This window comes from Pseudomonas sp. GW821-FHT02A11, from assembly GCF_059421985.1.
This window is the reverse complement of sequence record NZ_JBWKWB010000030.1, coordinates 33,375-57,885: the sequence shown is the minus strand read 5'-3', so window position 1 is coordinate 57,885 and position 24,511 is coordinate 33,375. Positions and strand designations below refer to the sequence as shown.

At 61.0% G+C, this 24,511-nt stretch carries 27 protein-coding genes; 18 read left to right on the top strand and 9 right to left on the bottom strand.

Annotated elements, in window-relative coordinates; genetic code table 11:
* Positions 1-133: 133 nt before the first annotated feature.
* Complete coding sequence (locus AC07V9_RS26585; protein WP_495018602.1) at positions 134-1,144, top strand: magnesium chelatase ATPase subunit I; 1,011 nt, start codon at positions 134-136, stop codon at positions 1,142-1,144.
* Positions 1,145-1,242: 98 nt separating this feature from the next.
* The gene (locus AC07V9_RS26580; protein WP_495018606.1) at positions 1,243-1,800 is read left to right on the top strand and encodes a vWA domain-containing protein; all 558 of its coding nucleotides are present in this window, start codon (positions 1,243-1,245) and stop codon (positions 1,798-1,800) included.
* A gap of 43 nt (positions 1,801-1,843) precedes the next feature.
* Here the strand turns inward: AC07V9_RS26580 and AC07V9_RS26575 are convergent, their stop codons facing one another.
* Complete coding sequence (locus tag AC07V9_RS26575) at positions 1,844-2,110, bottom strand: hypothetical protein (RefSeq protein ID WP_495018601.1); 267 nt, start codon at positions 2,108-2,110, stop codon at positions 1,844-1,846.
* A 389-nt stretch (positions 2,111-2,499) separates the two neighbouring features.
* On the opposite strand from AC07V9_RS26575, the gene AC07V9_RS26570 reads away from it, so the two are divergent.
* A complete protein-coding gene (locus tag AC07V9_RS26570; protein ID WP_495018600.1) occupies positions 2,500-3,819 on the top strand; it encodes a sigma-54-dependent transcriptional regulator in 1,320 nt (439 codons plus the stop codon).
* A 49-nt stretch (positions 3,820-3,868) separates the two neighbouring features.
* Here the strand turns inward: AC07V9_RS26570 and AC07V9_RS26565 are convergent, their stop codons facing one another.
* Both AC07V9_RS26565 and pnuC read right to left on the bottom strand, forming a co-directional pair.
* Positions 3,869-4,393, bottom strand: a complete 525-nt coding sequence (locus AC07V9_RS26565) for an AAA family ATPase (RefSeq protein WP_495018599.1) — start codon at positions 4,391-4,393, stop codon at positions 3,869-3,871.
* Positions 4,394-4,399: 6 nt separating this feature from the next.
* On the bottom strand, positions 4,400-4,963 hold the full coding sequence (gene pnuC, locus AC07V9_RS26560) for a nicotinamide riboside transporter PnuC (RefSeq protein ID WP_495018598.1): 564 nt from the start codon (positions 4,961-4,963) through the stop codon (positions 4,400-4,402).
* Positions 4,964-5,291: 328 nt separating this feature from the next.
* On the opposite strand from pnuC, the gene AC07V9_RS26555 reads away from it, so the two are divergent.
* Entirely contained in the window at positions 5,292-6,122 is an 831-nt protein-coding gene (locus AC07V9_RS26555) for an undecaprenyl-diphosphate phosphatase (protein WP_495018597.1), read from the top strand.
* The gene (locus AC07V9_RS26550) at positions 6,119-6,553 is read left to right on the top strand and encodes a DUF1294 domain-containing protein (RefSeq protein ID WP_495018596.1); all 435 of its coding nucleotides are present in this window, start codon (positions 6,119-6,121) and stop codon (positions 6,551-6,553) included. The genes AC07V9_RS26555 and AC07V9_RS26550 overlap by 4 nt, the downstream gene beginning before the upstream one ends.
* A 14-nt stretch (positions 6,554-6,567) precedes the next feature.
* Here the strand turns inward: AC07V9_RS26550 and AC07V9_RS26545 are convergent, their stop codons facing one another.
* Complete coding sequence (locus tag AC07V9_RS26545) at positions 6,568-6,912, bottom strand: MmcQ/YjbR family DNA-binding protein (RefSeq protein WP_495018595.1); 345 nt, start codon at positions 6,910-6,912, stop codon at positions 6,568-6,570.
* A gap of 128 nt (positions 6,913-7,040) precedes the next feature.
* The gene (locus AC07V9_RS26540) at positions 7,041-7,955 is read right to left on the bottom strand and encodes a LysR substrate-binding domain-containing protein (protein ID WP_495018594.1); all 915 of its coding nucleotides are present in this window, start codon (positions 7,953-7,955) and stop codon (positions 7,041-7,043) included.
* Positions 7,956-8,463: 508 nt separating this feature from the next.
* Here AC07V9_RS26540 and AC07V9_RS26535 point away from each other — a divergent pair.
* From AC07V9_RS26535 to AC07V9_RS26525, 3 genes are all read left to right on the top strand, one after another.
* Entirely contained in the window at positions 8,464-9,429 is a 966-nt protein-coding gene (locus tag AC07V9_RS26535; RefSeq protein ID WP_495018605.1) for an alpha/beta fold hydrolase, read from the top strand.
* A gap of 148 nt (positions 9,430-9,577) precedes the next feature.
* Positions 9,578-10,183, top strand: coding sequence for an FMN-dependent NADH-azoreductase (locus AC07V9_RS26530; protein WP_495018593.1), 606 nt, complete (start codon positions 9,578-9,580; stop codon positions 10,181-10,183).
* Positions 10,184-10,583: 400 nt separating this feature from the next.
* Positions 10,584-11,624, top strand: coding sequence for an alpha/beta hydrolase family protein (locus tag AC07V9_RS26525; RefSeq protein ID WP_495018592.1), 1,041 nt, complete (start codon positions 10,584-10,586; stop codon positions 11,622-11,624).
* Between the two features lie 39 nt (positions 11,625-11,663).
* Here AC07V9_RS26525 and AC07V9_RS26520 read toward each other — a convergent pair whose 3' ends face one another.
* From AC07V9_RS26520 to AC07V9_RS26505, 4 genes are all read right to left on the bottom strand, one after another.
* A complete protein-coding gene (locus tag AC07V9_RS26520) occupies positions 11,664-12,527 on the bottom strand; it encodes a TIGR03915 family putative DNA repair protein (RefSeq protein ID WP_495018591.1) in 864 nt (287 codons plus the stop codon).
* Positions 12,524-13,744 carry a putative DNA modification/repair radical SAM protein gene (locus AC07V9_RS26515; protein WP_495018590.1) on the bottom strand — a complete coding sequence of 407 codons (1,221 nt, stop codon included), beginning with the start codon at positions 13,742-13,744 and terminating at the stop codon, positions 12,524-12,526. The genes AC07V9_RS26520 and AC07V9_RS26515 overlap by 4 nt, the downstream gene beginning before the upstream one ends.
* Positions 13,745-13,826: 82 nt before the next feature.
* Positions 13,827-14,471 (bottom strand): HAD family hydrolase, encoded by a 645-nt coding sequence (locus AC07V9_RS26510; protein WP_495018589.1) that lies wholly within the window; start codon positions 14,469-14,471, stop codon positions 13,827-13,829.
* A 456-nt stretch (positions 14,472-14,927) separates the two neighbouring features.
* Positions 14,928-15,473 (bottom strand): cysteine hydrolase family protein, encoded by a 546-nt coding sequence (locus tag AC07V9_RS26505; RefSeq protein ID WP_495018588.1) that lies wholly within the window; start codon positions 15,471-15,473, stop codon positions 14,928-14,930.
* 104 nt (positions 15,474-15,577) lie between these two features.
* On the opposite strand from AC07V9_RS26505, the gene AC07V9_RS26500 reads away from it, so the two are divergent.
* From AC07V9_RS26500 to AC07V9_RS26455, 10 genes are all read left to right on the top strand, one after another.
* A complete protein-coding gene (locus tag AC07V9_RS26500; RefSeq protein ID WP_495018587.1) occupies positions 15,578-16,579 on the top strand; it encodes a GlxA family transcriptional regulator in 1,002 nt (333 codons plus the stop codon).
* Between the two features lie 114 nt (positions 16,580-16,693).
* The gene (locus AC07V9_RS26495; protein WP_495018604.1) at positions 16,694-17,767 is read left to right on the top strand and encodes a DUF1615 domain-containing protein; all 1,074 of its coding nucleotides are present in this window, start codon (positions 16,694-16,696) and stop codon (positions 17,765-17,767) included.
* Positions 17,768-17,896: 129 nt separating this feature from the next.
* Positions 17,897-18,424, top strand: coding sequence for a hypothetical protein (locus AC07V9_RS26490; RefSeq protein ID WP_495018603.1), 528 nt, complete (start codon positions 17,897-17,899; stop codon positions 18,422-18,424).
* A gap of 159 nt (positions 18,425-18,583) precedes the next feature.
* Positions 18,584-18,721 (top strand): hypothetical protein, encoded by a 138-nt coding sequence (locus tag AC07V9_RS26485; RefSeq protein WP_495018586.1) that lies wholly within the window; start codon positions 18,584-18,586, stop codon positions 18,719-18,721.
* Positions 18,722-18,991: 270 nt separating this feature from the next.
* Complete coding sequence (locus AC07V9_RS26480; protein WP_495018585.1) at positions 18,992-19,843, top strand: STAS domain-containing protein; 852 nt, start codon at positions 18,992-18,994, stop codon at positions 19,841-19,843.
* Positions 19,844-19,847: 4 nt separating this feature from the next.
* Positions 19,848-20,210, top strand: a complete 363-nt coding sequence (locus AC07V9_RS26475) for an STAS domain-containing protein (protein WP_062381930.1) — start codon at positions 19,848-19,850, stop codon at positions 20,208-20,210.
* Positions 20,207-20,611: an anti-sigma regulatory factor gene (locus tag AC07V9_RS26470; RefSeq protein ID WP_495018584.1), complete on the top strand. Its 405-nt coding sequence runs from the start codon at positions 20,207-20,209 to the stop codon at positions 20,609-20,611. Before AC07V9_RS26475 ends, AC07V9_RS26470 begins: the two co-directional genes overlap by 4 nt.
* The gene (locus AC07V9_RS26465) at positions 20,602-21,615 is read left to right on the top strand and encodes an ATP-binding protein (protein ID WP_495018583.1); all 1,014 of its coding nucleotides are present in this window, start codon (positions 20,602-20,604) and stop codon (positions 21,613-21,615) included. Before AC07V9_RS26470 ends, AC07V9_RS26465 begins: the two co-directional genes overlap by 10 nt.
* Entirely contained in the window at positions 21,608-22,483 is an 876-nt protein-coding gene (locus tag AC07V9_RS26460) for a sensor histidine kinase (RefSeq protein ID WP_495018582.1), read from the top strand. The genes AC07V9_RS26465 and AC07V9_RS26460 overlap by 8 nt, the downstream gene beginning before the upstream one ends.
* The gene (locus AC07V9_RS26455; RefSeq protein WP_495018581.1) at positions 22,473-24,413 is read left to right on the top strand and encodes a PAS domain-containing hybrid sensor histidine kinase/response regulator; all 1,941 of its coding nucleotides are present in this window, start codon (positions 22,473-22,475) and stop codon (positions 24,411-24,413) included. Before AC07V9_RS26460 ends, AC07V9_RS26455 begins: the two co-directional genes overlap by 11 nt.
* The last annotated feature ends 98 nt before the right edge of the window (positions 24,414-24,511 follow it).

The window sequence follows — 24,511 nt, the reverse complement described above, 5'->3', positions numbered from 1 at the left end:
GTTGCTGAAGAAAAAGCAGGATTACGACCCTGCCAGACGTTTGGGGGTTGCCCCCCAAACATAGAATCTCCCACAGGAAGTTTGTAGCACGCCCGCTTTACGTAAACAGACCCTATTCAGCCAGAGCCCAACCATGACCGACACCCCTCATTTCCCCTTGGCCGCTGTTGTCGGCGCCGATGAGCTGAAACTGGCGCTGTGCCTCACCGCCATCGACCCGAAGATCGGTGGGGTGCTGATCGAGGGGCCTCGGGGCATGGCCAAGTCCACTTTGGCGCGAGGTCTGGCGGACCTGTTGGCCAGCGGGCAGTTCGTCACCCTGCCGCTGGGCGCCACCGAAGAACGGCTGGTGGGCACGCTGGATCTGGACGCGGCGCTGGGCGAAGGGCGGGCGAGTTTTTCTCCCGGCGTGCTGGCCAAGGCCGACGGCGGGGTGCTTTACGTCGATGAGGTCAATCTGCTGCCGGACCACTTGGTGGACCTTCTGCTGGACGTCGCCGCCAGTGGCATCAATCAGGTCGAGCGAGACGGCATTTCCCATCGCCATCCGGCGCGCTTCGTGCTGATCGGCACCATGAACCCGGAAGAAGGCGAACTGCGCCCGCAGTTGCTCGATCGCTTCGGGCTCAACGTCGCACTGAGCGGCCAGACCCCGCCTGAACAGCGCGGCCAGATCATTCGCCGTCGGCTGGATTTCGATGCCGCGCCTGAAGCCTTCTGCGAACAGTGGCGCGATCAGCAGCAACAGTTGAGGGCGCGTTGCGAGACGGCGCGGGGGTTGCTGTCGGGGATCGAACTGGATGACGGCAGTCTGGCCACCATTACCGAACGCTGTTTTGCCGCCGGGGTCGATGGTTTGCGCGCGGATCTGGTCTGGCTGCGCGCCGCGAGGGCCCATGCGGCGTGGCGTGGGGCGTCGACGATTGCCCTGGAAGATATCGACGCCGTGGCCGAGTTCGCGTTGCGCCATCGCCGTCGCGAGCAGCAAGCCCCGCAATCCCCTGCGCCTTCACAGCCGGACAGCCCGGCGCCATCGCCCGACACCCCTTCCCGACAAGGCGAGGGCAGTTGGGGTGAAATGCCCGCCCAGGCCGTCGCCACCGGCGCCCGTCGTGAAGTGCCGAGCTGGCCAAAAAAGCCCTAGGCATTCGCCCTCAGCAGACGGGGGCGGATGCCAGCCCTCGACCGGGCAGACTTCAGGGCGGCAACAGCGGTGCGACAGGTTCCGGGTTCGAAGGCGCTATCGCCTGGGCGCCTACCTTATTAAAAGGGCGCCCGCAGCGTCGCGCCGATCTGGTTCGCCAGCCCCGTACGCGACGTGAACAGACGCTGTGGCTGGTGATCGTCGACGCGTCGGCCTCGACCCGTCGCCATCAGGCACTGAGTCAGGCCAAGGGATTGCTGGCGCAACTGTTCGACGACGCCTATCGCCAGCGTGCCCGACTGGCCCTGCTCACGGCCAGTGGCGGCGATGCCCGCTGGCAGCATCACGGCCTCAAAGCCGGGGCCGCGTTGCAGCCCTGGCTGCAGACTCTGGGAGCCGGTGGGGGTACGCCGTTGTTGTCGGCCATTGATCAGGCGAGCCAATGGCTCGATAAACGCCGCAAGCGTTACCCGGCCGAGTCGCAGCGGGTGCTGATCCTCACCGATGGCCGAGTAAAAGAAGGTCGGGCGCTTGCCCCGTTCGACTGCCCGAGTGTGTTGATCGACATCGAGCGCGGGCCGATCCGTCTGGGGCGAGCCACTGAACTGGCCCGCCAGTTGGGCGCGTACTACCAGCATATCGACGGGATGCAGTAGGCTGCCCCGGCGCTAGACGTCGCGTTTTACGCCTCATCCTGGATCAGGCTGGCATGGTCCAGGGTTCCAGGCGGTAGCCTTCGTCGCTGATCTCAGCGCGGGCCTGTTCCAGAAACTGCGCCAGCTGTTTCGGATCGCAATAGGCGCTGCTCGGGATCTGTTTGCGACCGATACGGGTGCTGGTGCGATCAACCACGGTCAGGCTCAGCTCGCCGTTACCCTCCTGGGCCGACCAGGCCACGCAGCGGAACGGTTCGAAAGCGTGACCGGCAATCAGCAAAGCATCGTTAAAGCGCAAAGGGGCGTTCATGGAAAGTCCTCAAGTGCCCGTATCAGTTCAGTCCCCGCCGGCGGGCTTCCCGTGCGGTTGGATACTTGTACTGATGACCTGCGGCGGGGGAGAAGTCACAAGAGATTTCAACTTTTTTCAAGTTATTTACAGATACCCGAGCTTTGGTTTCACTCCAAAAGCGACATTTCTTGACGCAAACAGGTGTTTCAACATTGATTCAGTCGGCTGATGACCCGTTTGCTGCTTATTTGCCATCTTTAAGCACGTTTCGATCTTAGGCTTATAGTTAAACGGTCCAAGCGCGTGTCAAATATTTGCTAATGTAACAATCGTGGTCGCCAAGACACTGTTTCTTAATGTTTTTTCCTGCGGAATATCTTTCGAATCCTGGCGCCAAGGAAATCCTTATGCATGAACCGGCATCAATCCGCCGCCTGTTAATTGTCGAGCCGTGCGAAGAATGTCTTCGTTTGATCCCGGGCCTGCGCATCGCCGGCTGGGAGGTTGATACCTGCGCGCTGGAATCGGCAGTGTCTCGCCCGTGTGACGTTGGCCTGATCCGCCTGATGCCGCAGCATTTCGAGCAGCCGCAACTGATCAAGGACCTGATCACCCGCAGCCACACCGAATGGATTGCGGTGCTGACTGCCGATGACCTGCGCAGGGAGTTGATCGGCGATTTCGTCTGTGAATGGTTTTTCGACTTTCATACCTTGCCGTTCGACGTCGCTCGCGTGCAGGTCACCCTGGGGCGTGCCTATGGCATGGCGAGGTTGCGGTCCCAAGGGGCGACCTACGGCAACGGGCCTGAACATGAAATGCTCGGGGAAAGCCGGCCGATCCGCGAGCTGCGTCGTCTGCTGACCAAACTGGCGCCCACCGAATCCCCGGTATTGATCCGTGGCGAAACCGGCACCGGCAAAGAGTTGGTGGCGCGCACGCTGCATCAGCAATCCCAGCGCCGCAATCAGCCGTTCGTGTCGATCAATTGCAGCGCCATCCCCGAGCAACGCCTGCAGGCCGAACTGTTCGGCGAAGCCGACGATTCGCTCACTGGCAGTCATGAGCGCAAGCCCGGGTGCATTGAAACGGCCCATGGCGGTACGTTGTTTCTCGATGAAATTGGCGATCTGCCGCTGGATGTGCAGGCCAACCTGCTGCGCTTTCTGCAAGAGCGCCATATTGAAACCCCGCAAGGGCGTATCGCGGTGGATGTGCGCATTCTGGCGGCGACCCATGTTGACCTTGAGGCAGCGATTCGCAAGAAACACTTTCGCGAAGATCTCTATTACCGCCTCAACGTGTTGCAGGTGGGCACGGCGCCGCTGCGTGAACGGCATGGGGACCTGGCCTTGCTGGCCAATCATTTCGCGCATTTCTACAGTCAGGAAACGGGCAGGCGGGTGCGCAATTTCAGTCAGGACGCACTGGTTGCGATGGGCAAGCACGACTGGCCGGGTAACGTGCGCGAGCTGGAGAACCGTGTACGCAGAGGGCTGGTGCTGGCCGAGGGCAGGCAAATCGAGGCGTTCGATCTGGGGCTGCTGGGCGAGGAAGAAATCAGTTCGAGCATGGGCACGCTGGATGACTACAAATGCCGCGCCGAGCGTCAGGCGTTGTGCGATGTACTGACCCGTCACAGCGACAATCTCAGCGTGGCGGCCAAGGTGCTGGGCATCTCCAGGCCGACGTTTTACCGGTTATTGCACAAGCATCAGATCAGATAGTGAGACGAATCTTGCAGGCTTGCACCACCCTGTGGGAACGATCGCCAACTCAATCCGTCAACAACCGCTCCACCGCCTCAAACGCTCGATCCCTGCGGTAGCTCCAACTGCCTTCGATCACTTCATACCGCTGACCATTGGCCTTGAGCCAGCCCAGACTCGCGTCGAAGAATGCCTGACGCTCGGCCAGCAGGGGCTGGCAGCGCTGGCCATCGCTCACCCATTCCACGCCTTGGGGCGACAGCAGCAGATGCAGGTCGTAGTGGCGGGCAAGCAGTTCCTGATTGAGCCACGCCGGGCAGTCGCCGAACAAGGTGCGGCTCCAGAGGATGTTGCTCAGCAAATGGGTATCGAGAATCAGCAGCTCAGGGGCGCGTGCGCGGGCGGCGTCTTCCCAGGCCAGTTGCCCGCGGGCGATGGCGGGGATGTCGGCGTAGCAGGTGTCACGCTGCTGCTCATCAATGAAATGCCGAACGTATTCGCCCACCAGCTCGCCGCCGAAGCGCTGCTGGATCTGCTCGGCCAGCCAGCTTTTGCCGCTGGATTCAGGGCCCGCCAGAACAAGAACGTTCATCGGGCTTCAACGCGCCAGCGCGGGGTCAGCACGCCAGTCGCGCCATCCCTGCACGGCCAGCAAGGTGAACAATGCATACAAGGCCGCTGTCAGGTACAGCGCTTTATAAAGGAAGAGACCGACGAAAATGACGTCCAGGACAATCCACAACGGCCAGCACTGCAAGCGTTTTTGCGCCATCCACACTTGCGCCACCAGGCTGAAACCGGTCAGCGCCGCGTCGAGCCAGGGTTGTGCGGCATCGGTGAAATGGGCCATCGCCGCCCCCAGCGCCAGGCTGATCACCACGCCTATGGCAAGGCTCAGCGTCAGGGCGCCGCCGCCCAGCGATGTCACTTCGCGGCCGTCGACCCTTGCGCCACGCCGGGTCCATTGCCACCAGCCATACAACTGCAACAAGGCATAGACAACCTGCAGCAGCATGTCCGAGTAGAGCTTCACGTCGTAGAAAATCCAGGTGTAGAGCAGCACCATCACCAGGCCGATCGGCCAGCACCACGGGTTTTGTTTGACCGTCAGCCAGACGGCAATGACGCCCAGTGCTGCGGCGAACAGTTCAAGCCCGGACATGATGACTCCTGCGCAGGGAAGCGAATAAGGGCGGCGATTGTATGCGCTTTGCGGGCGATTGTGGCGAGCAGATTCGTCTGTTCTTGCACACCGGCGCCCTGGCGAACACCTGCCTGAAACGCGCTACAGATCCAGGCCAACGTGCTGCTGTGTGGGGGGCTAGAGCGTTCGTCGCACAGGTCTGGTAGCATCGCGCCGCGTGCGCGTTTGAGCGCAATGTCTTGACTGTTCATGCGTTTTTTACATTCAACGGTTTATCGTGCGCCGGACAGTGCTCGAACCATATCAAGAGGGCCTCGCCACGAGCGGGCCCCATTCTGGGGGAATGATGGATTTTTGGACCGCCACACAGGCGTTGATACTTGGTGTCGTGGAAGGGTTGACGGAGTTCTTGCCGATCTCAAGCACGGGCCACCAGATCATTGTTGCCGATGTCATCGGCTTTGGCGGCGAACGGGCCATGGCGTTCAACATCATCATTCAGCTGGGGGCGATCCTGGCGGTGATGTGGGAATTCCGGCGCAAGATCTTCGAGGTCGTCACGGGGCTGCCGACCCAACCCAAGGCCAGACGCTTCACGGTGAACCTGATCATCGGCGTGCTGCCGGCGGTGGTGCTGGGGGTGATGTTCTCCGACCTGATTCACGAATACCTGTTCAACCCGATCACGGTGGCGGCTGCGCTGGTCGTCGGCGGTTTCATCATGCTCTGGGCCGAGCGCCGCGAGCATGAGGTGCATGCCCAGACCGTCGACGAGATGACCTGGGCCGATGCCTTGAAAGTCGGCTTCGCGCAGTGCCTGGCAATGATCCCCGGCACCTCGCGTTCGGGCTCGACGATCATTGGCGGCCTGCTGTTCGGCCTGTCGCGCAAGACAGCGACCGAGTTCTCGTTCTTCCTGGCCATGCCGACCATGATCGCCGCTTCGCTGTACTCCGGTTACAAGTACCGCAACCTGTTTCAGCCTGACGATTTTGCCGTGTTCGCCGTGGGCTTCATCACCTCGTTCATCTTCGCGATGATTGCGGTGCGCGCGTTGCTCAAGTTCATCGCAACCCACAGTTACGCTGTGTTCGCCTGGTATCGCATCGCCTTCGGCCTGTTGATCCTCGCCACCTGGGTGTTCGGTTGGGTGGACTGGACCAGCGTGCAGGGATGAATCAGCGCTTCAGAGCCCCGCCTGAGCGCTGCGCCGAGAGGTCCCCGGTGCGGCTGCTCACTTTCAAGCTGGCGATGCTCGTCCTCTTGTGTGCCTTGCCGCTGTACGGCGTGATCGCTATCGGCCTGCGCGGCGGGTCATGGCTGGCGCTGGCGGTGTATGCGCTGCCGAGCCTCGCGGTGTTCGTGCTGTACGGCTACGACAAGAAGCAGGCACGGAATCAGGGGCAGCGGGTATCGGAGAACGTCCTGCATGCCGTCGAAATGGCGGGCGGCTGGCCCGGTGCGCTGGTCGCTCAGCAAGTGTTCAGGCACAAGACCCGCAAGGTGTCCTATCAGCTGGTGTTCTGGCTGATCGTGGCCGGGCACCAGTTGTTCTGGATCGACCGCGTGCTGCTGGGCGGCAATTTCATTGCCCGGCATTTGTACTGATCCGCAGGTGGCGCTCAGAGCTTGAGTGCCACTTGGCGGATCTTCGGCAGTTTGCTCACCACCTGTTGATGGGAGCGGGTCAGCAGGTCGCGCAGTTCTTCATCGCCCATGGCGAATGGGTAGGTAAGGGTGATCCAGTGCGCGCGAGCCAGATACGGGGCAGGGCGCACGCCAGGGCGATCGACATAACCCAGAAACAGCTCGGGCCCGACCTTGAATGAGAGGTCGTTGCCCGCCAACCCCATCACCGCGAACATCTTGGTCTCGGCGATGGAGAACACCCGCACGCCTCCCCATTTGTAATCCTCCCTCGCGCCCGGCAGCGTCAGGCAAAAAGCGGCAACGTCCTCGATATCCATGGGGCTTCCTGTTGAAAATGGCGACTGGCGGGTGAGACGTTTTAACAGAAATGCGTGGCCCACTCCCGCGTGCGCTTAGCGCTTTTGAGTTCGTTCAAATGAATGAATCAGACCTCTGGTTTTTAATTTCAGGGCTGTACAGGCGCGAATTCCGCTGCAACGTGATCGATCCACGCCCGCACCGCAGGCAATGTGCCGCGCCGCTGGGTGTAGGCCGCCTGCAAGTTGCCGCTGGGCATTGACCAGTCTGGCAGCACGCGCACCAGGCTGCCGTCGGCCAGTGCATCGCGGCAGTTCATGATCGGCAGCATGGTAATGCCCAGGCCGGCGATCGCCGCCGCTCTGCGGATAGGAAAGTCATCGATGGCCAACCGGGCGTCGAAGATCACTTCCTGACGTCGCCCATCTTTGTGCACCAACTGGTAATGCACCTTGCGATCCGCTTCGATGGCGCCCAGTACCGGCAACCCGCCGAGATCTTCCGGGCGGCGAATGTCCTTGTCGGCGATCAGCGCGGGAGACGCCACCAGGACGGCTTCGGCCGGCGACAGGTGCCGCACGATCAGGCTCGGGTCTTCATCGCCGATATCACGCACGCGTAGCGCGACATCGATGCCCTCGTTGACCAGATCCACCCGTCGGTTCACCAGCACCAGCTCCAGCTGCACCTGGGGATAGCGCACCAGAAACTGCGTCACCACATCGCTCAGGTTCCAATGCGTCATGCCCAGTGGGCAGGACACCCGCAAGCGCCCGCGAGGCTCGGCGGAGAGCGACGCCACGGCCTCATCGGCCATCTCTGCTTCCAGCAGCATCGCCTGGCAGTGCTGCAGATAACGTTCGCCCACCGCCGTCAGCGCCAGTTTGCGCGTGGTGCGCTGCAAGAGGCTGGCGTTCAGGCGCGTTTCCAGCTCGGCTATCCGCCGCGACAGGCGTGATTTGGGAATGCCGAGCGCTCGGCCTGCCGCCGCGAAACCGCCCCATTCGACAACTTGGGCGAAGTAATACAGGTCGGACAGGTGTCGCGGGTCACCGATGGGCACGTGTGCAAAGGCCTTTGGATCAGAAGGTGGAGGGCGAAACATTATGTGACCTGACTCGCCTTGGGTATAGCGCTTGCCGCGCAGGTCCACGGCAGGCTATAGCTATAGCCAAAGGCTTACACGTTGTAGCGCAAAGTCGCCGTATACACCCCGGCGCGCAAGTCGTAGATTGGATCCATCGACTGAAGCGCTGGATGCGCTTCAGAGATCAAGGATGATCTGCCATTGGCCAAGAGCGCCGCCGACAGGATGTTGGAATGGTGTTGATAGCAAAGAACCCGCTCAGGCGGGTTTTTTATTGCCTGATGGTTTTGATTCCCTTCGCAGGCTAACGGGATGTTTGATGGGGGCAACCTTCGCTGGATCAGCCGCCCGCATAGTTGCTATGCGCGACCCAAGCGGCTGTGGCAGGCGCTGGATGCTACAGTCTGCGTTTCCGGATTTCCAGGAGCCTCCCGTGCACCTCATCAAACGTTCCGCTCTCGCATTGTCTTGTCTGCTCCCGCTCATGGCTTTGGCCGACACGCCAGCGCCCGAGGCAGGTTATGGCCAGGAGTTGCAAGGCTTCGCGTACCCGTATCCCGTGCAGCGGTTCCCGTTCGACTCCCAGGGCAAGTCCCTGCAGATGGGCTACATGGACGTCAAACCCACCGGCAAGGCCAATGGCCGCACGGCTGTGCTGATGCATGGCAAGAATTTCTGCGGCGCGACCTGGGAGGACAGCATCAAGGCGCTGAGCGCGGCGGGGTATCGCGTTGTGGTGCCGGATCAGGTGGGATTCTGTACCTCCACCAAGCCCGACAGCTATCAGTACAGCTTCCAGCAACTCGCCACCAACACCCATGCGCTGCTGGCCAGCCTTGGCGTCACCCGCGCCGACATCATCGGCCATTCCACGGGCGGCATGCTCGCGACCCGTTATGCGCTGCTGTTCCCCGAGCAGACTGGCAAGTTGGTACTGGTCAACCCCATTGGCCTGGAAGACTGGAAAGCCCTGGGCGTGCCATGGCGCAGCGTCGATCAATGGTACGAGCGTGAGCTCAAGCTGAATGCCGACGGCATCCGCAAATACGAGCAGAGCACCTATTACGCCGGGCGCTGGAAGCCGGAGTACGATCGCTGGGTCGACATGCTGGCCGGGCTCAACCAGGGGCCGGGGCACCAGGTCGTCGCGTGGAACTCGGCGCTGATCTACGACATGATTTTCACCCAGCCGGTGTTCTACGAATTGCCGAAACTCAAGGTGCCGACGCTGTTGCTCATCGGTGACGCCGACACCACCGCCATTGGCAGCGACATTGCTCCGCCAGACGTGAAAGCCAGGATCGGTCATTACAACGTGCTCGGTAAACAGGCGGCGGCTTTGATTCCAGGCGCCAAACTGATCGAATTCCCCGGCAAGGGGCACGCACCACAGATGGAGGACCCGGCGGGGTTCAACAAGGTGTTGGTCGAGGAGTTGAATCGCAGCTGATTCGCGGGCCACGGCCTACCCTGAATCTGCGATTGTCCTGTTAATAGAACGAACAATCGCATTTTTGCTGACTAATCAGCGATTCGGTTGCAGGGTAGGATGATCCCATCTTGTCGCCTAAGGGCGACGCTCACTTGGGAAGCCCCTCATGAAACTTCTGCACATCGATTCCAGCATCCTCGGCGATCACTCCGCTTCGCGCCAACTGAGCCGCAGCGTCGTTCAATCCTTCACCGCGACCCAGCCGGGGACTGAAGTGGTTTACCGCGACCTGGCCAACGATGCGCTGAACCACTTCTCCGGCGCCACCCTGGCTGCTGCGGGCACTCCGGCTGAAGGTCGCGATGCGGCGCAGAAACTGGAAGTGGAAACCAACGAAGCCACGCTGCAGGAATTCCTGTCGTCGGACGTCGTGGTCATCGGCGCCCCGATGTACAACTTCACCATTCCAAGCCAGCTCAAGGCCTGGATCGACCGCATCACCGTTGCCGGTCGCACCTTCCGCTACACCGAAACCGGCCCTGAAGGCCTGTGCAAGGGCAAGAAAGTGATCATCGTTTCCACCGCCGGTGGCTTGCATGTCGGCCAGCCCACCAGCGTCGGTCACGAAGACCTGCTCAAGGTGCTGTTCGGTTTCATTGGCGTCACCGACCTGCAGTTCGTCTTCGCTCATGGCCTGGCCTATGGTGACGAGCCGCGCGCCAACGCTCTGACCGCAGCGCAGAAGCAGATCGACGAAACCCTGTTCGCCTGATTGCCTGCAATGCGCCGTTGATCGGCGCGTTTGTCGCGAACCGTGACACTGAAAGCCCCGTAACCCCAAGCGTTGAGCCGAAGGGTGACGGGGCTTTCGTCTTGCTGGGGGCGTTTACAGACAAGCGTTCAGCCACCCGACAGCCTTTGCGATTTCTTTGCGGGTAACCTGACGATCAACACAGTAAAATAGCCGCACATTCGGCCAACCCTGCGTGATGTCCGGCCAATGCCCTGGAATTTTTCGAGTTTGGCCCGTCTTGTGCACTATTGATCTAAGAACCTTGCTGAATGTTATCGAGACTCTCCTGTCAGATAACTACAGCCGACGGTTTACAAGGAATTCAGGCCGTATTGGCCTGAATCGGATGACACGGATCGAATGGGTGAGGGGCATTGCAATGATGCGTCTTTGTGCAGTGATGGTAATCAGCCTTCTTGGCAGCCTGTTTTCGGTGCAGGCCAGTGAACGGCACAACTGGAGCGTGGGCTTTCACGAGCTGACCTTCCTCGATCCGCTGGATTCGCAGCCCATGCACGCCTACGCCTTTTATCCTTCCACGGACCCGGACAAAGTCACCCGCGTTCAGGGCTACCCCATTGAAGCCAGCGAAGACGCCGCCATCGCCATGGGCCGCTTCCCGCTGCTGATGCTTTCCCACGGCAATTACGGCACGCCACTGGCCCAGCACGACCTGGCGACATCCTTGGCGCGCAGGGGGTTTGTCGTCGTCGCGGTGTTCCATCCTGGTGACAACTACCTGGACCACAGTCGCCTCGGCAGCCTGAGCAACCTGTACGGCCGACCGTTGCAGATTTCCGAAGCCATCAGCGCGGCATTGCTCGATCCGATGCTGTCGCCTTACATCAGCGCCAAACGCGTGGGTGTCATCGGTTACTCGGCGGGCGGTGAGACGGCGCTGATTCTGGCGGGCGCCCAGCCTGACCTGCAACGCTTGCGCAATTACTGCCTGCAACGGCCTCAGGACATCGACGCCTGCAAGACCCAAGGCGAGCTGCTGGCCGATCGCGACGATCTGCATGCCCAGGCTGACCCGCGCGTGGGCGCGCTGATGCTCATGGCACCGTTGGGCCTGATGTTTGGCCGCAACACCTTGTCGGACGTCCACGTGCCCGTGCTGCTCTACAGCGGCGATGGTGATGAGCTGCTGGCCATCGACAAAAACGCCGAAGCCCTGGCGCGCAAGCTCCCGGAAGTCGCGGATTTCAAACTGCTGGCCGGTGCCGGGCACTTCGTGTTCATGGCACCTTGCGATGACATGCAACGCGCGACCCAACCGGGCCTGTGTACCGATGCCATCGGGGTGGACCGCGAAGACATCCATCGCAACCTGAGCAACGAAGCGGTGGAATTTTTCGGCAGTGCATTGGGCACGCCGATGAACACGGCTGGCATGCAGACGGCCATTCATCAGCAGTGATTGATTAGCAGCTATTCAGTAGCAACAACGCGCTTCGCGTTAGCCGCGAATCACCTTGCCTCGACGCTCGGCAATCTGCCGGGCTTGCCCATCCCGTTGCTTGCCGGTGCGCGCTTCACTGATGAGCGCCGGAATCAACGGGCCTTCGGGCAGATTTTTCCAGAACCGCGTCGGCAGATGCCCCTGCATCACTTTGGGGTTGAGCCGCGCCGGGTTGAAGATATGACTGTAGTAAGTCAACCAAAGCTCGCCGTGAGGGTCGTCGGCGTTACGCGCCAACGATTCCCACGCTGCAGGGCATTGGCGCTTGTGAATCAGCTGCTGACCGTCATAGAACACGGCGTCCTTGGGGGTGGCGATCATCCAGCGATGACGCCCCAGTCGGCCGATGAAATGCTCGCTGGCGGTGTGCAGAATGTCGTGGGCCGGTTCATGCCAGGCCACGTATTCGGGCAGTGTCTGCATCTCCAGCAATGCAGCCTTGACGGCCAGGTCCTTGGGTGCCGGGTCGGCGGGCAGGGCGATGAAGCGCAAAAAGGCATGCAGGTGATGGGCTTCGCGGCTGACCTGTTTGAGCCGTCGATGCAGCTCGCTGCCCAGTTTGTCACCGGCCAGCATCACCGTGCGATCGCCATGACTGACCCGCCACAGCACTTCATACAGCAGGCTCCAGCGTTGCTCGCCGCGATATTGCGCCGCGTTTTGCAGCAATGTCAGCAACTCCAGCGGCACCCGCGCCTGAAACGGCCCGAGGTTTTCCGGGTAATGCGTGTCGCTGGCGAACAGGTCGGCGTCCTCGCGCACGCTCCAGCTCACCTGATCGGGATTGATCTGGTGGCTCAACAGCCAGCGGGCCTGCTGGCGCCAGGTGTCGAACAGATCGTCGCAATCGAGAATGATCATGCCCACAGTGCCATTTGTTGCGGCTGCGGACGGTCGCGCAATTGCTCGCGCAGCAGCACGCTGGTGCTCTCGGCCTGACGCGGGTGGTAATCGCTGGTGATGATGAACGGTTTGGCCTTGGCCAGCACGCAGCGCAGGCGCATCAGGTCTTCATAACGAATGCGCCGCTGGCGACGCAGCTCCACCAACCGTTGCGTGGTGCGAATGCCAATACCGGGAATGCGCGCGATCATCGCCGGTTCCGCGCGGTTCAGGTCCAGCGGAAAGACATCCCGATGCTCCAGCGCCCAGGCCAGTTTCGGGTCGATGTCCAGGGCCAGATCGCCAGGACCTGAAAGCAGTTCGGTGGCTTTGTAACCATAGCTGCGCAGGAGAAAATCAGCCTGATACAGGCGATGTTCGCGCAGCAGCGGCGGGGCAGCCAGCGGCACGCTTTTCGGGCTGTTGGGGATAGGGCTGAACGCTGAGTAATAGACGCGCTTGAGGCGAAAATCGCCATACAGCGATTCGGCAGTGTGCAGCAGGGTGCTGTCGTCGGTTGCATCGGCGCCAACGATCATCTGCGTGCTTTGCCCGGCGGGGGTGAAGCGCGGCGCTCTGGGTTCGTTGAGCACGGTCTGCTGGCCGGTGTAGATGGTGTTCATGGCCTGTTTGATGGAACCCATTTCCTTTTCCGGGGCCAGGGTCTGCAGGCCGATCTGAGTGGGCAGTTCGATGTTCACGCTCAGGCGATCGGCATAACGCCCGGCTTCTTCGATCAAAGCCGGGTCGGCTTCGGGGATGGTCTTGAGGTGGATGTAACCCCTGAACTCATGCTCTTCGCGCAACAGCTTGGCCACCCTGACCAGCTGTTCCATGGTGTAGTCGGCCGAGCGAATAATGCCGGAGCTAAGAAACAGCCCGCTGACGCAATTGCGGCGGTAGAAATCCAGGGTCAGGGTGACGACTTCTTCAGGGCTGAAACGTGCGCGAGGCACATCGCTGGAGCGGCGGTTGACGCAATACTGGCAGTCGTAGAGACAGAAGTTGGTAAGCAGCACCTTGAGCAACGAAACGCAGCGCCCATCTGGCGTGTAGCTGTGGCAAATACCCATGCCGGTGCTGGAGCCAATGCCGGATTTGCCTTCGGAGCTGCGTTTGGGGGCTGCACTGCTGGCGCAGGAAGCGTCGTACTTGGCCGCGTCGGCGAGGATGCTCAGCTTGTCGATCAGCTGCATGACATTTCTCGATACTGTTTTTATATACAGTATCGAGTTCAGTCGTCACGAACAAGGGCCAAGTGAGTGGATGGCGCAGTGATTAACTGATGCGCTGTACCAATTCTTTCAGTTCGCCGAAGTTTTTCACCGGATGGAAGTTGGCGTGGTCAATGAAGTCCGAGAAATCGGTATCACCATAACCGGCTACCTGCGCGCCCGCACCCAGGCCCGCCTGCACACCCGGGATGCTGTCTTCCACCAACAGGCATTCTTCAGGTTTGAGGCCCAGCAGGTCGGCGGCGTGTTCAATGAGGATCGGTGAAGGTTTCCAGGCGTCGACTTCATAGGCGCTGACAATCAGCCCATGAAAAACGTCCAGCAAACCGACGGTGCTCAGGCACGTTTCGATCTTGCTGCGCGGGCCGTTGGAGGCCACGCATTTGGGCAGGTCGAGGCCACGAACGAACTCCACGGCGCCGGGCATTTCTTCGAGTTCGGCCTGTAGCAAGGGCAGGGTACGGGCCCTGAAGCTGTTGACGATCTCGATATTGGGCAACCAGGGGAAGTCCCGGCACAGGCCCTCCATGCACAGCGCGAACTGCACGCCGCGAAAGCGCGCGAGGACTTCATCGACGCTCAGCAAGACCTGATGTTCCTGCAAGATGTCGCGCAGCAAACCGGCAGCCAGACGTTCGCTGTCCACCAGAGTGCCGTCGCAATCGAAAATAACACCAGCAATGTTCAAACAGGATTCTCCCGGGTTCGTGTTCGGGGCGATTGGACCGGCATTATCCAGAAAAGTTGGCGGGCGGGGGTGAAGACTGACCTACGGTCGCTGTTGGCAGACGCAAAACCGTAGCAGCAGGGCGTGCCAGCGGGAGGCAATTTCAAGAGCGCCGCCGCCTTGCCTTCCCGTTTCAGGGAGGCGTGAAAAGATGTCGCGGGCGAGCGAGGGCCTTTCGGCATGCGGTTGTTGTCTCATGACATCGCAAGCTTTGGCGCGGGTGAAGCAGCGTGGCGTTTTCCCGGAAGGCGCGGTCAGCGGCCTTGGGAGTACTCAGGAGGAGGCGCAAGTGCTCAGGTGTGAATCCAAGGCCGTGGGTCGTGTGTGTGAAGCTGATCCGCTATTACGGTCCGGCTGCGCGGCAATGACGATGCTGATATCGCCATCATCGGCCAGCCGGGGGCAGCGCAGGGAGGGTTAATCGAGGAATGTATGGGTTGAGATGACCTCGGCGTAGGCGAAACCGAGCGCCGACATGAATGCCGCATGCACGTGCGCGGCAGGCACTGTGCTGCCGTTGAACTGCAGATCGCGGCTGGCGCAGGCGTCGTGGATCACTTTGACGCTGTAGCCCAAATCCTTCGCCGCGCGGGTGGTGGCATCAATGCACATGTGGCTCATGGAGCCGATGACCACCAGATTGTCTATCCCTTGCTCATGCAGCAGCTGCTTCAATCCGGTCTCGCGGAATGAGTTGGGAAAGTGCTTGAGGATGACGGCTTCCTTATCCTGGTTGATCACCTTGGGGTGCAGCTTCGCGCCCTCGGAGCCTGCGACGAAAAACGGCGCATCGGGGCTGGTGAATTCGTGACGGATGTGCACCACCGGATCGCCTGCCTGGCGGAAGGCTTGGATAATCTTCGCGGCATTGTCGGCGGCGGCATCGGCGCCAACCAAAGGCCATTTGCCGCCAGGGAAGTAGTCGTTCTGGATATCGACTACGATGAGCGCTGTTTTGGACATGTCTGCTTCCTCAGGTGTGTGATGGGGGGCGATGGGTTCAGTATCGATCCGGTCGCGGCTTGCGGGGATTGGCTGCACCGACATTAAGCGAGGGAAAACTGACAATGAGCGTTGAACGGGCAGTCGCCGAGATCGGCCTGCTGATCTACCCCGGCGCGCAGACCGCTGCGGTTCATGGGTTGACCGATCTGTTCGAGGTTGCCAACCGCATGGCCGATGAGCAGCAATCCACGCAGCTGCCGCGCTTGCGGGTCAGTCATTGGCAGGTCGACAGCCGCTGCGAGCCCCAGCGGGTCTTCGACAGTCTGGCTGGTGGCGACAGCGGGCCGTTGGCCGCGGTGCTGATTCCGCCGTCGATCATGGGGCTGCCCGGCACCGAGGCGATGGACGGGTTGTCTCGTTGGGTTTTGGCGCAACACGGCGCGGGCGCGACCATTGGTACGGTGTGTCTGGGGGCGTTCGTGCTGGCGCAAACCGGTCTGCTCGACGGCCGCTCGGCCACCACCCACTGGACCCAGGCCGCGCCTTTGAGCGAGCGCTTTCCCAGGATCAAAGTTCACGCCGACAAGCCGATCATCGACGAAGGCGACATCATCACCACGGCGGGGCTGATGGCGTGGTCGGAACTGGGCCTGCGCTTGGTGGATCGCCTGATGGGCCCGAGCATCGCCACCCGCACCGCGCGTTTTCTGGTCATCGAACACAGCGCCAGCGCCGCGTCCTGCGGTAGCAATTTCGCGCCGATCCTCGGCCATGGCGATGCGGCTGTGCTCAAGGTTCAACACTGGCTGCAGAGCGTTGGGGCTGTGGACGTGTCGATAGCCGAGATGGCACAACGGGCAGGATTGGAGGAGCGCACGCTTCTGCGACGGTTTCGCGCCGCGACCGGCCTCAAACCCACCGAGTACTGTCAGCACCTGAGGGTGGGCAAGGCGCGGGAGATGCTCGAATTCACCCAAAGCACGGTGGATCACATTGCCTGGACAGTGGGATACCAGGACCCGGCCGCCTTTCGCGCAACCTTCAAAAAAATTACCGGCCTTGCCCCCAGCGAATACCGCAACAAATTTGGCGTCGGCGCGCCTGTCGCAGCAGCGCGGGGTTAACGGGTGAGTCACTTGAACGGCCACGTGGTCCAAGCTGGCAGCCCCTTTGTTGAAGATCGAGCGCCCATGCCCGTTAGCGGACTCATTCGCCACACCCGTTCTGCCGTTAGCCTGATGTTGATCACGCTCTTGGCCGCCTGTAGCGCCCAGCGCAATCAGACGCCGCCACCGCCGCCGGATCTGGTGCGCAGCGAAATCGTGCGTCTGTTGCCAGCCAGTGTCAGCGATCGTCAGGGTTGGGCGACCGACATCTATACCGCGTTCGAAAGCCAGAAGATCGACCCTAGCGTGCAGAACCTGTGTTCGGTGCTGGCGGTCACCGAGCAGGAATCCAGCTACCAGGTCGACCCCGCCGTGCCCGGCATGGGCAAGATCGCCCAGGATGAAATCGATCGCCGTGCCAGCAAGGCACATATCCCCAACCTGTTGGTGCGCAGCGCGCTGGATATTCGCTCGCCCACGGGCAAAACCTACAACGAGCGCCTGAGCGCGGCCCGCACCGAGAAGGACCTGAGCCTGATTTTCGATGACTTCATCGGCATGGTGCCGCTGGGCCGCACGCTGTTCGGCAACTTCAACCCGGTGCACACCGCAGGGCCGATGCAGGTCAGCATCGAGTTTGCCGAAAAACAGGCGCGGGATTACCCATACCCGGTTGAACGCTCTATTCGCCACGAGGTGTTCTCCCGTCGTGGCGGCATGTATTTCGGCATCGCCCATCTGCTCGGCTACCCGGTGAGCTACGACAGACCGATCTACCGCTTCGCCGACTTCAACGCTGGCTGGTACGCCAGTCGCAATGCGGCCTTTCAGAGCGCGGTCGCGCGTTTGTCAGGCAGGCGCCTGGCAATGGACGGGGATCTGATCAATTACGGCTTCGGCCCGTCGCTGGGGCAGACGGAACTGGCGGTGCGCAGCCTGCATACGCAGTTGGGCATGCGCAATCCGACCATCCGTAGCGCGCTGGAGAAGGGCGAAACCCAGGAATTCGAAGACACCGATCTTTACAAGCAGGTCTTCACCCTGGCCGACAAGGCCGCGGGCAAGCCACTGCCTCGGGCCATTCTTCCCGGCATCGTGCTGCAAAGCCCGAAGATCACCCGCAAGCTGACCACTGCCTGGTTCGCCCAGCGCGTGGAAGAGCGCCGGGTGCGCTGCATGTCGAGGGCGTCGGGCCAACTGAAGTAGAGCGTTGCGCAACCGCTGGTCATGTTCACGGCACGCTCGCTAGGCTTACGCCTCTAAGCGATATCGCTCGCACTTGTCGGGCCCTGTCGTGAAGAGGCGGTTTTGAACCCTGACCCTGTGACACCTTCGATTATCACCAGCAGTTCGCCGATATCCGAAACGCAGACGGCAGACTCGCTGCTGTTTGGCACCCCCAAGGACCGGCTGGATTTCTATCGCAAGGAAATTCAGTACGAGACGGCTATTCTGTCCAACCGTACCAACGCCTATTTGTCTGCGCAGTCGTTTCTGGTGATTGCGTTTGCTTCGTCGATGGCCAATCTGAATCCTGAGTGGGGCAAGCTGTTTACCCTGGTGGTACCGCCGTTTCTGACATTGTTGGGGTTGATCAGTTCGATGCACGCGTGGCCGGGAATTCGAGCGGCGTACGAGATTATCGATCATTGGCATTTCAAGCAGAGTCAGTTGTTGCACAGTCAGCCAGCGATGGGGCTGGCATACGATGATTCGCCGTTGTTTTGTGAGCATGAGTCGAGTGAGAAGGGGTATCGCAAGTCGCTGTTGTTTTCGATGCGTACGCCCTGGTTGTTCAGTGTGTTCTGGTTTTTGCTGGGCGCGTTTTCGATTTATGCGCAGACGACGGACATGGCGTTTTAGGGTTGTCCCTTGAGCCCGAAGGTCAACAGCGGGAATGGGAGCGCACCCAAAGTTCGCCGGGGGCCTGTGGGAGCGAATTCATTCGCCAACAATGGTTCAGGCGATGGAGATGCGTAGGCCCTGGGAACGAATCGATGGTTTGCGGCGAGCGCGTTTCCTGTGGGAGCGAATTTTGCCCGCCTCACCAGCGTGCGCGCGCTGGCTGAACGGGTGGCCGAACTGCGTTACGACTTGCGCACCCGCGCCACGCCGTTTGGCTCTCCACCGAGCTTCTTCGCTATGTTCGGTAGCGCTTGAGATTCACGCCGACATCAACCTGTGCGTGAGAGCGTCAATTATCTACACTTCCAGTGGAACCTTTGATGCGCGATGATGTTACCTTGACACCAGATGCGGTGAAGGGTATTTCGTCGTCCCAATTCGCATTGATAAAAAATGCTTTCTTTTCAAGGTGTCAGAGAACGATTCCGACTATTCGGAATCAACGCTGGCGCCCTATTCGTATGTCTGCCTGTCGTCGCACACTGGCATTGAATACGACATGCACTTTACTCAGGAGCCCGCCCCATGGCAGTACTGCAGCAAACCACTCTGGACGCCCTCAAACGAACTGAAGCTCAACTCGCAACGAGTTGGCGCTCGGACCTGGAAGCCAGCGGGGCCACGCGCAATCTGAAAGCTGAGGATGTCGATCAGCAAACCCGCGAATTCCTGCGCCTGCTCAACTCAGTGTTGGAAAAAGGCGCTTCGCAAAGCATCACCACTTCGGAATGGGAAGAACCCCGCCAGTTTCTGGAAAAGCTCTCCCACCAGCGCGCGCTGGCCGGACAGGATTCGCAGCAGACCGCCAATTTCATCTTCGCCCTCAAAGGCCCATTGTTCGAGCTGCTGCAACAGGTATACGCCGAACAGCCGGCAATGCTGGCCGAGCAGCTGTGGGAAGTCTCGCAACTGCTGGACGTGTTGGGCCTGCACACCATCCGTACCTTCCAGAAATCCCGTGAATCGGTGATCAAACGTCAGCAGGAAGAACTGCTGGAGCTGTCGACACCGGTGGTCAAGCTGTGGGACGGCGTGCTGGCGCTGCCGATGATCGGTACCCTCGATTCGCAACGCACTCAAGTGGTGATGGAGTCGCTGCTGCAACGCATCGTCGACACCGGCTCGGAAATCGCCATTATCGACATCACCGGTGTGCCGACCGTTGACACACTCGTGGCCCAACATCTTTTGAAAACCGTGACCGCCATTCGCCTGATGGGTGCTGACTGCATCATCAGCGGCGTGCGTCCGCAGATCGCCCAGACCATCGTGCACCTGGGGCTCGATTTGCAGGGTGTCGTGACCAAAGCCAACCTGGCCGACGCTCTGGCGCTGGCCCTGCGTCGTCTGGGCCTGATCGTTAACAAGGCGGTATAAACCCATGGAGCGGATTCCGATTCTGCAGATGGGCGACTTTCTGCTGGTCACCATTCAGGTGGACATGCACGACCAGCTGGCGCTGACGCTGCAGGACGATTTGTCCGAGCGCATCAGCAAGACCTCGGCGCGTGGCGTGTTGATCGACATCTCGGCGCTGGACATGGTCGACTCGTTCATTGGCCGCATGATCGGCATGATTTCCGGCCTGTCGCGGATCATGGACGCCGAAACCGTGCTGGTGGGCATGCAGCCTGCCGTGGCGATCACCCTGGTCGAACTGGGCATGACCTTGCCGGGTGTGAGCACGGCGCTCAACGTCGAGCGGGGCATGACGCTGTTGCGCGAGCGGGCCTATTCCCAATGAACGTCAGCAGCAGCGGCACTCAGGGTATTCATATCGAGCAGGATGTGGTGCTGGCCCGGCAAATGGCCCGCAAGCTGGCTCAGGACTGTGGCATGCGCCTGATCGACCTGACCAAACTGGTAACGGCGGTCAGCGAGCTGGCGCGCAACACCATGGTCTATGGCGGCGGCGGCGACATGGACTGGCAGATCGTCGAGGACGGCACGCGCACCGGTTTGCGCCTGACCTTTCGCGACGAAGGCCCTGGCATTCCCGATCTCAAGCTGGCGATGACCGATGGCTGGACCTCCGGTGGCGGGTTGGGCCTTGGCCTGACCGGCGCCAAGCGGCTGGTCGATGATTTCGAACTGGACACCGCGCCCGGCGCAGGCACTCGGGTGACGATCTGCAAATGGACCTGAGACTGCACAGTCACCTGACGCAAGTGCTGGCGATCGAAGACAGCAGCCAGGTGGGGCACGCCCGACGCATCGCCCAGAAACTCGCCGAGCAATTGGGCTTCGATGACACCGACTGCGGTCGCGTGGCATTGGTGGTGACCGAGCTTGCCAGCAACATTCTCAAGCACGCCAGCAATGGCGAGCTGCACCTGCGCACCCTGGCGGGCGAGGTGCCAGGGGTTGAAGTCATTGCCATTGATCGTGGCCAGGGGTTCGATCTGCAGGACTGCATGCCCGACGGGTTTTCCACCCGAGGCACGCAAGGCATCGGCCTGGGCTCGATCCTGCGTCAGGCCCAGGTTTTCGATGTCCACAGCGACAGCCGTGGCACGGTGTTGTTAACGCGTTTTTATCCCCGTGGCGCAAACGTTCGCGATCTGCGCCTGGGTGTGTCGCAGCACTCCTTGCACGACGATCCGGCGTGTGGCGATGCCTGGGAAGTAGCGATCAACGGGGCACATGTCAGCCTGCTGATGATCGATGGCCTGGGCCATGGCCCCGAGGCTGAGGGTGCCGCCAGGGCGGGCGCGGCGGCGTTCAATCGCGAGCCCTTCGCCGACCTCACTCTGCTACTCGACGACATCCATCACGACATGCGTGGCTCGCGCGGTGGTGCCGTGGCGATTGCGCAATTCGACGGGCAACGGGACAGTCTGGGGTTCATCGGCATTGGCAATATTGGCGCCACGCTGATCGGCGAAGATAAAACCCGGGGTCTGGCCTCGCACCCCGGTATCGTCGGCCTGCAATACCGGAAAATTCAGGCCTTGGGCTACGCTCAATGCGTCGGGCAGTTGTTGGTCCTGTACAGCGACGGCCTGCAATCTCGATGGAATCTTCGCGACTACCCGGGTCTGATGTACCGACACCCGGCCATCATCGCAGCGGTATTGCATCGCGATTTTTGCCGGGGCAGGGATGACGTAACGGTATTGGTGATTGCTCTGGAGAAGCTCGATGACTGACAACCCCGTTCAAGGTGCCGATGTGGCGTCAGCAGAGCTTCAACGTTTGCGCGATGAGGCCCAGGCCTTGCGCGCCGAACTGGATGAAACCAACCAGGGTGTGCTGGCGCTGTACGCCGAGTTGGACACCCAGGCGGAGCAGTTGCGTCAGGCCTCGGATCTGAAAAGCCGCTTTCTGTCGTACATGAGTCACGAGTTTCGCACGCCGCTGGGCTCGATCCTGAGCATCGCTAGCCTGCTCAGCGACGAACTCGACGGCTCGCTGAGCCCCGAGCAGCACAAACAGGTGGCGTTCGTCAGCACCGCCGCGCGGGAGTTGAGCGACATGGTCGACGACCTGCTGGATCTGGCGAAGATCGAAGCCGGGCGCATCACCATTTCGCCCGCCTGGTTTGACATGCTCGACTTGTTCTCGGCGTTGCGCGGGATGTTCCGACCCATCGTTGATACTTCGGCGGTGGACTTGATTTTCGAAGAGCCGGTGGGCCTGCCAAGGCTCTACACCGACGACAAGAAACTCGCGCAGATCCTGCGCAATTTCGTCTCCAATTCTCTGAAATTCACTCAGCGTGGCGAAGTGCGTGTATCAGCGCGGCTGGAGAACGAACAGGAAATCCGCTTTGCCGTCAGCGACACCGGCATCGGCATTCCCCCCGAGCTGCATGCCGCGCTGTTCGAAGACTTCATTCAGGTCGACTCGCCGTTGCAGAAGCGTCTGCGCGGCACCGGCCTGGGGCTGTCGTTGTGCAAGCGGTTTGCGGAGCTGCTGGGCGGTCGGGTCGGGCTGGAGAGTCAGCCAGGGCTGGGCTCTACCTTTTATGTGGTGATTCCATTGGCGGTCGCTCAGGAGCACGGTGATGAAACCTGACAGTCGGCTGCTGATTGTCGATGACAATGCTGCAACCCGTTATGCCTTGCGTCGGCGCATGGAGCGTCAAGGCTTCATCGTCCAGGAGGCCGGGACGGGCACCGAAGGCCTTGCGCTGATCGCCCAGCAGGTTCCGGACGCGCTGATTCTCGACGTTAACCTGCCGGACATGAGCGGCTTCGACATCGTGCGTCAGTTGCGTGCCGAAGCCCGTACCGCGTTGCTGCCGGTGGTGCATGTGTCTGCGGCGTCGATCCAGACCGGCGACATCGTCACGGGCCTTGAGGCGGGCGCCGACGCTTACCTGGTGCATCCTGTCGACCCTGACGTGCTGCTGGCGACCCTGCGCACGCTGCTGCGGGTACGCGATACCGAGGCGGCGCTGCGCGACAGCGAGGACCGTTTCCACGAGATTTTCGTTAACGTGTCGGCGCCCATCGCGGTCATGGACGGCGAACTCAAGGTTCACGAATGCAACCATGCCTTTTCCCGGCTGATTGCCCAAGGCGCGACGGACAACGCGGTGTTGCGCTGTTTCGGCGACGACCAGACGGCTGCCATCGCCGGGCTGCGTGAAGCGCTGGTAGCTGGCGAGCGTTGGAAGGGCACGCTGAGCATGTTGGTGCAGGGCGATCTGCGCGAAACCGAATGGCAGGTCTCGCCGTATCGGGTCGACGGTCTGAGTCTGGTGTTCGTTGAAGACGTCACCGAGCATCGGCGCCGCGAGCAGTCCCACAAGGCGCAGCTCGATACCGTCAGCTCGCAGCTGGCCCATGAAGTGGCCGAGCGTGAGCGCACCGAAGCGCAGCTGTTGCAGGCGCAGAAAATGGATGCCATCGGCAAGCTTACCGGCGGCATTGCCCATGACTTCAACAACCTGCTGACCGGCATTGTCACTGGGCTGGAACTCATCAAGAAACGCACCGCGGACCACCGGCCGGAAAAGGTCATGGCCTATGCTGACGCCGCGCTGGCGTCGGCCAAGAGCGCAGCGACACTGACTCATCGGCTGCTGGCTTTCGCTCGTCAACAACCTTTGGATACGCGCGCCACCGACGTGAATCATCACGTGCGCTCGCTCCAGGAGCTGCTCAGCCGAACCATCGGCAAACGCATCGGCCTGACCCTTGAACTGACCTCGCGCAGCGTCGTGGCCATGGTTGACGGCGGCCAGCTGGAAAGCGCGTTACTCAATCTGGTGATCAACGCCCGGGACGCATTGCCCGGCGGCGGCAATATCACCATCAGCACGTACGAGGCGTATTCCCAAGGCAATTCACGCCTTGAGGATGGGGCTTATATTGCGTTGGCCGTACGCGACGACGGTGCGGGTATCGAGCACCATTTGCTCGACAAAGTGTTCGATCCGTTTTTCACCACCAAGCCTCTTGGCGAGGGCACCGGGCTGGGGCTGTCGACCATCTATGGCTTTGCCCGGCAGTCCGGCGGCGATGTGACCATTCGCAGCGTTGTCGGGCATGGCACCGAAGTGACTTTGATGCTGCCGGCGGCGCTGGATCAGACCGTGGTACCGGTCCCTGGGGCGCCCATCACCGAACTGGGCGCGGGCGAGCATGTCCTTATCGTCGAGGACACTGAATCGGTGCGCATGTTCGTCAACGAGATCCTCACCGACGCAGGCTATCGTTGCACTCAGGCCGGGGATGTCACCACGGCGCTGTCGTTGCTGGAGCACGACGCTTCGATCGACCTGCTGCTGACCGATGTCGGCATGCCCCTGATGAATGGTCGCGAACTGGCGCAACGGATGCGCGGCTGGCGACCGGATGTGCCAGTGCTGTTCATGACCGGTTACGCGGAAAACGCGCTCAATCGCCAGCATTTTCTGGGGGAGGGCATGGACATGATCACCAAGCCTTTCCAGCTGGCGGAGTTCCTCGACAAGGTCAGGACCATGCTGGATGCCTGACACCATGTACCTTTAATGCGACCAGTTGCCATGTAAACGACATAAAGATGCGTGATTTTTGTTACTGTTCACGTTCACTGATTCAGTGCCAGGCCGAC

Bases quoted from the DNA above. Each gene is read 5' to 3' on its own strand.
- AC07V9_RS26585 (WP_495018602.1), top strand. From the start codon at position 134: ATGACCGACACCCCTCATTTCCCCTTGGCCGCTGTTGTCGGCGCCGAT.
- AC07V9_RS26575 (WP_495018601.1), bottom strand. From the start codon at position 2,110: ATGAACGCCCCTTTGCGCTTTAACGATGCTTTGCTGATTGCCGGTCAC.
- AC07V9_RS26570 (WP_495018600.1), top strand. From the start codon at position 2,500: ATGCATGAACCGGCATCAATCCGCCGCCTGTTAATTGTCGAGCCGTGC.
- AC07V9_RS26565 (WP_495018599.1), bottom strand. From the start codon at position 4,393: ATGAACGTTCTTGTTCTGGCGGGCCCTGAATCCAGCGGCAAAAGCTGG.
- pnuC (WP_495018598.1), bottom strand. From the start codon at position 4,963: ATGTCCGGGCTTGAACTGTTCGCCGCAGCACTGGGCGTCATTGCCGTC.
- AC07V9_RS26555 (WP_495018597.1), top strand. From the start codon at position 5,292: ATGGATTTTTGGACCGCCACACAGGCGTTGATACTTGGTGTCGTGGAA.
- AC07V9_RS26550 (WP_495018596.1), top strand. From the start codon at position 6,119: ATGAATCAGCGCTTCAGAGCCCCGCCTGAGCGCTGCGCCGAGAGGTCC.
- AC07V9_RS26545 (WP_495018595.1), bottom strand. From the start codon at position 6,912: ATGGATATCGAGGACGTTGCCGCTTTTTGCCTGACGCTGCCGGGCGCG.
- AC07V9_RS26535 (WP_495018605.1), top strand. From the start codon at position 8,464: ATGGCTTTGGCCGACACGCCAGCGCCCGAGGCAGGTTATGGCCAGGAG.
- AC07V9_RS26530 (WP_495018593.1), top strand. From the start codon at position 9,578: ATGAAACTTCTGCACATCGATTCCAGCATCCTCGGCGATCACTCCGCT.
- AC07V9_RS26525 (WP_495018592.1), top strand. From the start codon at position 10,584: ATGATGCGTCTTTGTGCAGTGATGGTAATCAGCCTTCTTGGCAGCCTG.
- AC07V9_RS26520 (WP_495018591.1), bottom strand. From the start codon at position 12,527: ATGATCATTCTCGATTGCGACGATCTGTTCGACACCTGGCGCCAGCAG.
- AC07V9_RS26515 (WP_495018590.1), bottom strand. From the start codon at position 13,744: ATGCAGCTGATCGACAAGCTGAGCATCCTCGCCGACGCGGCCAAGTAC.
- AC07V9_RS26505 (WP_495018588.1), bottom strand. From the start codon at position 15,473: ATGTCCAAAACAGCGCTCATCGTAGTCGATATCCAGAACGACTACTTC.
- AC07V9_RS26500 (WP_495018587.1), top strand. From the start codon at position 15,578: ATGAGCGTTGAACGGGCAGTCGCCGAGATCGGCCTGCTGATCTACCCC.
- AC07V9_RS26495 (WP_495018604.1), top strand. From the start codon at position 16,694: ATGTTGATCACGCTCTTGGCCGCCTGTAGCGCCCAGCGCAATCAGACG.
- AC07V9_RS26480 (WP_495018585.1), top strand. From the start codon at position 18,992: ATGGCAGTACTGCAGCAAACCACTCTGGACGCCCTCAAACGAACTGAA.
- AC07V9_RS26475 (WP_062381930.1), top strand. From the start codon at position 19,848: ATGGAGCGGATTCCGATTCTGCAGATGGGCGACTTTCTGCTGGTCACC.
- AC07V9_RS26470 (WP_495018584.1), top strand. From the start codon at position 20,207: ATGAACGTCAGCAGCAGCGGCACTCAGGGTATTCATATCGAGCAGGAT.
- AC07V9_RS26465 (WP_495018583.1), top strand. From the start codon at position 20,602: ATGGACCTGAGACTGCACAGTCACCTGACGCAAGTGCTGGCGATCGAA.
- AC07V9_RS26460 (WP_495018582.1), top strand. From the start codon at position 21,608: ATGACTGACAACCCCGTTCAAGGTGCCGATGTGGCGTCAGCAGAGCTT.
- AC07V9_RS26455 (WP_495018581.1), top strand. From the start codon at position 22,473: ATGAAACCTGACAGTCGGCTGCTGATTGTCGATGACAATGCTGCAACC.